This is a genomic window from Microbacterium sp. FG3, assembly GCF_057809335.1.
In genome coordinates, this window is record NZ_JBMDJT010000060.1 from 1 (window position 1) to 6,626 (window position 6,626).

6 protein-coding genes are annotated in these 6,626 nt (G+C 74.3%); all 6 read left to right on the forward strand.

Features of this window, described 5'->3' with window-relative positions:
• The coding region (locus ACODR5_RS13300) for a TlyA family RNA methyltransferase (RefSeq protein WP_488983895.1) at positions 1–595 on the forward strand (595 nt) is incomplete at its 5' end.
• A gap of 88 nt (positions 596–683) precedes the next feature.
• Complete coding sequence (locus ACODR5_RS13305; protein WP_488983896.1) at positions 684–1,688, forward strand: NAD kinase; 1,005 nt, start codon at positions 684–686, stop codon at positions 1,686–1,688.
• The gene (recN, locus tag ACODR5_RS13310; RefSeq protein ID WP_488983897.1) at positions 1,685–3,382 is read left to right on the forward strand and encodes a DNA repair protein RecN; all 1,698 of its coding nucleotides are present in this window, start codon (positions 1,685–1,687) and stop codon (positions 3,380–3,382) included. Before ACODR5_RS13305 ends, recN begins: the two co-directional genes overlap by 4 nt.
• 39 nt (positions 3,383–3,421) lie before the next feature.
• Complete coding sequence (pyrG, locus tag ACODR5_RS13315; RefSeq protein ID WP_488983898.1) at positions 3,422–5,128, forward strand: CTP synthase; 1,707 nt, start codon at positions 3,422–3,424, stop codon at positions 5,126–5,128.
• A 1-nt stretch (position 5,129) separates the two neighbouring features.
• Positions 5,130–5,699, forward strand: a complete 570-nt coding sequence (locus ACODR5_RS13320) for an NUDIX domain-containing protein (RefSeq protein WP_449854992.1) — start codon at positions 5,130–5,132, stop codon at positions 5,697–5,699.
• Entirely contained in the window at positions 5,699–6,601 is a 903-nt protein-coding gene (gene xerD, locus ACODR5_RS13325; protein ID WP_449854991.1) for a site-specific tyrosine recombinase XerD, read from the forward strand. Before ACODR5_RS13320 ends, xerD begins: the two co-directional genes overlap by 1 nt.
• Positions 6,602–6,626: the final 25 nt, after the last annotated feature.

A 6,626-nucleotide genomic window follows, 5' to 3' on the forward strand; every position in this document is an offset into this window, starting at 1 on the left:
CGCGCTCGACGGGTTCGGGCTCGACGTGTCGGGCCGGGTAGCGCTCGACATGGGCGCCTCGACGGGCGGGTTCACGCAGGTGCTGCGCGAGCGCGGCGCCGAGCCGGTCATCGCGGTCGACGTGGGGCACGGGCAGCTCGCGCCCGAGGTGGCGGCCGATCCGGCGGTGCGCCCGGTGGAGGGCTTCAACGTGCGCTACATGACGCCCGAGGCGCTCGCCGAGGCCGGCGGCGTCGCGCAGGCCCCCGGCGTGATCACCGGCGATCTGTCGTTCATCTCGCTCACGCACGTCCTGCCCGCCGTCGCGCGGGTCGCCGCGGCCGACGCCGACATCGTCCTGCTCGTGAAGCCGCAGTTCGAGGTGGGCCGCGGCGGCGTGCGCGAGGGGATCGTCACCGACGCCGGCGCGCGCGTGACGGCGGCGCTCGACGTGCTGTGGAGCGCGCAGGACGCCGGCCTCGGGTGCCTCGGCGTGCTGCCCTCGCCGATCGCCGGATCGCGCGGCAACCGCGAGCTGCTCGTGCACCTCGCGCCCGGGCGCGGCCGGCGGCCCGACGCGTGGGCCGGCGCCGTCGAGGCCGCCGCGCGGGGCTGACGGCGGCCGGCGCGACCCGCCTGTGGATGGGCGCCGCGGGCACCCGTCGATCCGACAGAATGGATGGAATGGCTAGCGGGGGAGGACCATGACAGAGCGCAGGATCCTCGTCGTCGCGCATGCGCACCGCGACGACACCGTCGACGCGGCGATGAGCGTGGTCGACGCGCTCCGCCGGTCCGGTGCCGTGCCGGTGCTCGACCCGCAGGACCGCGCCGAGCTCGCGGCCGTCGTGCCGGCGTTCGCGGAGGTCGCGGCGCTGGGGCAGGACGTGGCGCTCGCCGACGTCGACCTCGCCATCGTCCTCGGTGGCGACGGCACCATCCTGCGCGCCGCCGAGCTCGTGCGCGAGGGCACCGCTCCCGTGCTGGGCATCAACATGGGCCACGTCGGCTTCCTGGCCGAGATCGAGCGCGACGACATGGACGAGGCCGTGCGGCGCGCCATCGCCGGCGACTACGACGTGGAGGAGCGGCTCGCGCTCGACGTGAGGGTGCGCGACCGCCGCGGCGAGATCGTGTTCGAGACGTGGGCGCTGAACGAGGCGTCGATCGAGAAGGACATGCCCGGGCGCATGATCGAGGTGGTCCTCGAGGTCGACGGGCGCCCGCTGTCGAGCTTCGGCGCCGACGGGTGCGTCGTCGCCACGCCGACGGGATCGACCGCCTACGCGTTCTCCGCGGGAGGCCCGGTGATCTGGCCCACCGTGCAGGCCATCGCCGTCGTCCCCGTCTCGGCCCACGCGCTGTTCGCGCGCCCCCTCGTCGTCGGCCCCGAGCACACGGTCGCCCTCGAGGTGAAGGGCGGGATCGCCGGGTCGGGCGAGCTGTGGTGCGACGGCCGCCGCTCGCACCCGCTGCCCGCCGGCGCACGCGTCACGGTCCGGCGCTCGGAGCGGCCCGTCCGCCTCGCGCGGCTGCACCCCGCCGCGTTCACCGACCGGCTCGTGCGCAAGTTCCAGCTGCCCGTGCACGGCTGGCGCGGCCCCACGGGCACGATGATGACCGACGCCGTGAGTGTCGTGCCGCTGCACGACGACGCGGATGTCGCGGATCCCGTCGCGGGCGCAATGCCGGGAGGTGCCGAGCGGTGATCGAGGAGATGCGCCTGCGCGACCTCGGCGTGATCGCCGAGGCCGCCCTGCCGTTCGGGCCGGGCTTCACCGCCGTGACGGGCGAGACGGGTGCCGGCAAGACCATGGTCGTGACGGGCCTCGGCCTGCTGCTCGGCGCGCGCGCCGATTCCGGCGCCGTGCGCGCCGGTGCGCCCCAGGCGTCGGTCGAGGGCGTCTGGATCGTGCCGGAGCACGGCGCCGTGGCCGAGCGCGTGCGCGAGGCCGGCGGCGACCTCGAGCCGATCGGCGAGGGGCGTGCCGAGCTCTACCTCTCGCGCAGCCTCTCGGCCGAGGGCCGCAGCCGCGCGGGCGTGGGAGGCCGCACGGCCCCGGCGGGCGTGCTCGCCGACCTCGCCGAGCACCTCGTGGCCGTGCACGGCCAGTCCGAGCAGCTGCGCCTGAAGTCGGCGGCCGCCCAGCGCGACGCGCTCGACCGCTTCGGGGGCGAGGCCGTGGGCGCCGCGCTCGCGGCGTACCGCGGGGCCTTCGACGCGTGGCGGGCCATCGACCGCGAGCTGACCACGCTCACGACCGAGCGCGACGCCCGCGCGGCCGAGGCCGAGGCGCTGCGGCAGACGCTCGCCGAGATCGAGCAGATCGCGCCGGAGCCCGGCGAGGACGCGGCGCTCGCCGAGCGCGCGGAGCGCCTCGCGAACGCCGAGGAGCTGCGGGCGGCGGCGGCGCTCGCGCGCGAGGGCCTGTCGAGCGAGGAGGGCGCGCCCGATGTGGCGTCGATCCTGGCGGAGGCGCGGCGCGCGCTCGAGCGCGCGGGCGACCCGACGCTCGGCGCGATCGCCGAGCAGCTCGCCGACCTCGGCTACCGCGCGGCCGACCTCGCCGTCGAGCTGTCGGGCTTCCTCGCCGACCTCGACGAGTCCGGCCCGCTGGAGCTCGCGGCCGTGGAGGAGCGCCGCGCGGCCGTGGCGTCGCTCGTGCGGGCACACGGATCGCTCGACGCGGCGATCGCGCTGCTCGAGACCGGATCGGCGCGCCTGGCGGAGCTGGACGACGACGGCGACCGGATCGAGCGGCTCGCGGTGCAGCGCGACGAGGCCCGCGCGGAGCTGGACGCCCGCGCGGCGGAGCTGACGGCGGCCCGCACCGATGCGGCCGCCCGGCTCTCCGCGGCCGTGACCGAGGAGCTGCACGCGCTCGCGATGCCCGACGCCGCCGTCACGGTCGCGGTGCGCGAGGGCGCCGAGGCCGCGCACGGCCGCGACGATGTGGCGTTCCTGCTGGCCCCGCACCCCGGCGCCGAGCCGCGGCCCGTGGCGAAGGGCGCCTCGGGCGGCGAGCTCAGCCGCGTGATGCTCGCGATCGAGGTCGTCATCGCCGCGACCGATCCCGTCCCCACGTTCGTCTTCGACGAGGTCGACGCCGGCATCGGCGGCGCCGCGGCCATCGAGGTGGGCAGGCGCCTGGCCAAACTCGCGGAGACCTCCCAGGTGATCGCCGTGACCCACCTCGCGCAGGTCGCGGCCTTCGCGAACAACCACCTCAGCGTGGTCAAGGCGAGCGACGGCACCGTCACCACCTCGAGCGTCCGGGCGCTCGAGGGCGCGGAGCGCGAAGCCGAGATGGCCCGCCTGCTCTCGGGCATGTCCGACTCGGACGCCGCCCTCACGCACGCTCGCGAGCTGCTGGCGATGGCGGACGCGCGGGTGTCGCGATGAACCCCACCATCGACTCGACTGTTAGGATAGAAGCCCGTGATGCAGACCACTTCTGAGGGCACCTCGGGTACGACGACCAAGCAGATCTTCGTGACGGGCGGTGTCGTCTCCTCCCTCGGTAAGGGGCTCACGGCCGCGAGTCTCGGCAATCTCCTGACCGCACGCGGACTGCACGTCGTGATGCAGAAGCTCGACCCGTATCTGAACGTCGATCCGGGCACGATGAACCCGTTCCAGCACGGCGAGGTCTTCGTGACCGACGACGGCGCCGAGACCGACCTGGACATCGGGCACTACGAGCGCTTTCTCGACGTCAACCTGAGCCAGGCCGCGAACGTGACGACCGGCCAGATCTACTCGCAGGTCATCGCGCGCGAGCGCCGCGGCGAGTACCTGGGCGACACCGTGCAGGTGATCCCGCACATCACCGACGAGATCAAGCGCCGCATGCGGCTGCAGGCCGAGGCCGACCCGCAGCCCGATGTGATCATCACCGAGGTGGGCGGCACCGTCGGCGACATCGAGTCGCAGCCGTTCCTCGAGGCCGCGCGCCAGCTGCGCCACGAGCTCGGGCGCGACAACGTCTTCTTCGTGCACGTCTCGCTCGTGCCGTTCATGGGCGCGTCGGGGGAGCAGAAGACCAAGCCCACGCAGCACTCCGTGGCCGCCCTCCGCCAGGTCGGCATCCAGCCCGACGCGCTCGTGCTGCGCAGCGACCGCCCCGTGACCGAGGCGAACATGCGCAAGATCGCGCTGATGTGCGACGTCGAGACCGAGGGCGTCGTCAACACCGTCGACCTGCCGAGCATCTACGACATCCCGTCGACCCTCAACGACCAGGGCCTCGACTCGTACATCGTGCGGCGGCTGGGCCTCACGAAAGCCGCCGAGGTGGACTGGACGCGCTGGGACCGCGTGCTGCAGGCGGTGCACAACCCCAAGCACGAGGTCACGATCGGCCTCGTCGGCAAGTACATCGACCTTCCCGACGCCTATCTCTCGGTGACCGAGGCGATCAAGGCCGGCGGCTTCGCGCAGGAGTCCAAGGTCAACATCCGCTGGATCCCCTCCGACCTGTGCGAGACGCCGGACGGCGCGCGCGAGCACCTCGCCGAGCTCGACGGCATCTGCATCCCGGGCGGCTTCGGCATCCGCGGCATCGAGGGCAAGCTCGGCGCGCTGCGGTTCGCCCGCGAGCAGGGCATCCCCACGCTCGGCCTATGCCTGGGCCTGCAGTGCATGGTCATCGAGTACGCGCGCAACGTGGCCGGGATCGACGGCGCCTCGTCGAGCGAGTTCGACCCCGAGACGCCCGCCGCCGTCATCGCGACCATGGCGGAGCAGGTCGAGATCCTCGAGGGCGGCGACCTGGGCGGCACGATGCGCCTGGGCCTGTACCCCGCGCGCCTCGCGGAGGGCTCGCTCGCCGCGGAGCTGTACGGCGCGACCGAGGTGCAGGAGCGCCACCGCCACCGCTACGAGGTGAACAACGCCTACCGCGACCGCATCGCCGAGGCCGGCATGGTCTTCTCGGGGCTGAACCCCGACCTGGACCTCGTCGAGTTCGTCGAGCTGCCGCGCGACGTGCACCCGTACTACATCGCCACGCAGGCGCACCCGGAGCTGCGCTCGCGCCCGACCGATCCGCACCCGCTGTTCCGCGGCCTCGTGGCGGCGGCGCTCGAGCGGCACCGCGCGAGCGAGCTGTTCGAGGTCGACGACGTCGAGGCCGGGGTCGAGGCCTGACGTGGAGCTGCACGACGAGCCGGGGGACATCCGCGTCCTCGACTCCGCCGTGGGGTACCGCGGGCGCGTGTGGGACGTCGTCGAGGACCGGATCGACTACAACGGCCGCGAGCTCGTGCGCCACTACATCGCTCATCCCGGTGCATCGGCGATCGTCGCCATCGACGACGCAGAGCGCGTGCTGCTGATCCAGCAGTACCGTCACCCGATCGCGTCGCGCGAGTGGGAGATCCCTGCGGGCCTGCACGATGTCGCGGGGGAGGACCACCTCGCCGGCGCACAGCGGGAGCTCGCGGAGGAGGCGGATCTCACGGCCGAGCGCTGGGAGCGGCTCGGCACCTTCGCGCTCAGCCCGGGCAGCAGCGCCGAGCGCATCGAGCTGTATCTCGCGACGGGCCTCACGCCCACGGCCGAGGCGTTCGCCCGCGAGGACGAGGAGTCCGACATGCGGCTCGAGTGGGTGCCGCTCGAGGAGGCGCTGCGCGCCGTCCGCGAGGGCCGTTTCGGCAACGCCACCCTCGCGCTCGGCGTGCTGCTGGCGGCCGATCGGATCCGCTCGCGCGAGGCCTGATGCGCGTCGAGCGCGCGATCGACGCCTACCTCAGGCACGTCACGATCGAGCGCGGCCTGAGCGATCACACCGTCGCGGCGTACCGGCGCGACCTCGCCGGCTACGGGGAGTGGCTGGCCGAGCGGGGGATCGCCGACACCGACGCGGTCACGGCGGCGATCGTGGCGGAGTTCGCCGCCGAGCGGGCCTCCGCCGATCCGCCGCCGGCCGCCTCGTCGCTCGCGCGGCTGCAGTCCTCGGTGCGCGGGCTGCACCGCTTCCTGGCGCGCGAGGGGCACGCGGCCGACGACCCCGCCCAGCGGCTACGGCCGCCCAAGCAGCCGCGGCGCCTGCCGAAGGCGCTCTCGATCGACCAGGTGGAGCGCCTGCTGCAGGCGCCGCCGCCCGACGAGCCGCTCGGCATCCGCGACCGCGCGCTGCTGGAACTGCTCTACGCGACGGGCGCCCGCGTCTCGGAGGCGATCGGCCTCGACGTGGACGACCTCGCGCACGGCGACGTCGTGCGCCTGCGCGGCAAGGGCTCGAAGGAGCGGATCGTGCCCGTCGGCTCGTACGCCCGCGCGGCGGTCGACGCGTACCTCACGCGCGTACGGCCCGATCTCGCCACGCGAGGGCGGGCCTCGCCGAAGCTCTTCCTCGGCGCGCGCGGCGCGCCCCTGTCGCGCCAGAGCGCGTGGCTGGTCATCCAGGCGGCCGCCGAGCGGGCGCAGCTGAGCGCCCACGTCTCGCCGCACACCCTGCGCCACTCGTTCGCCACCCACCTGCTGCAGGGCGGCGCCGACGTGCGCGTCGTGCAGGAGCTGCTCGGCCACGCCTCCGTCGCCACGACGCAGGTCTACACGCACGTCACGGTCGACACGCTGCGCGACGTCTACGCGACGAGTCACCCGCGGGCCCGGTAGTCCCGTCGCCTTCTGTGCCCTCCGG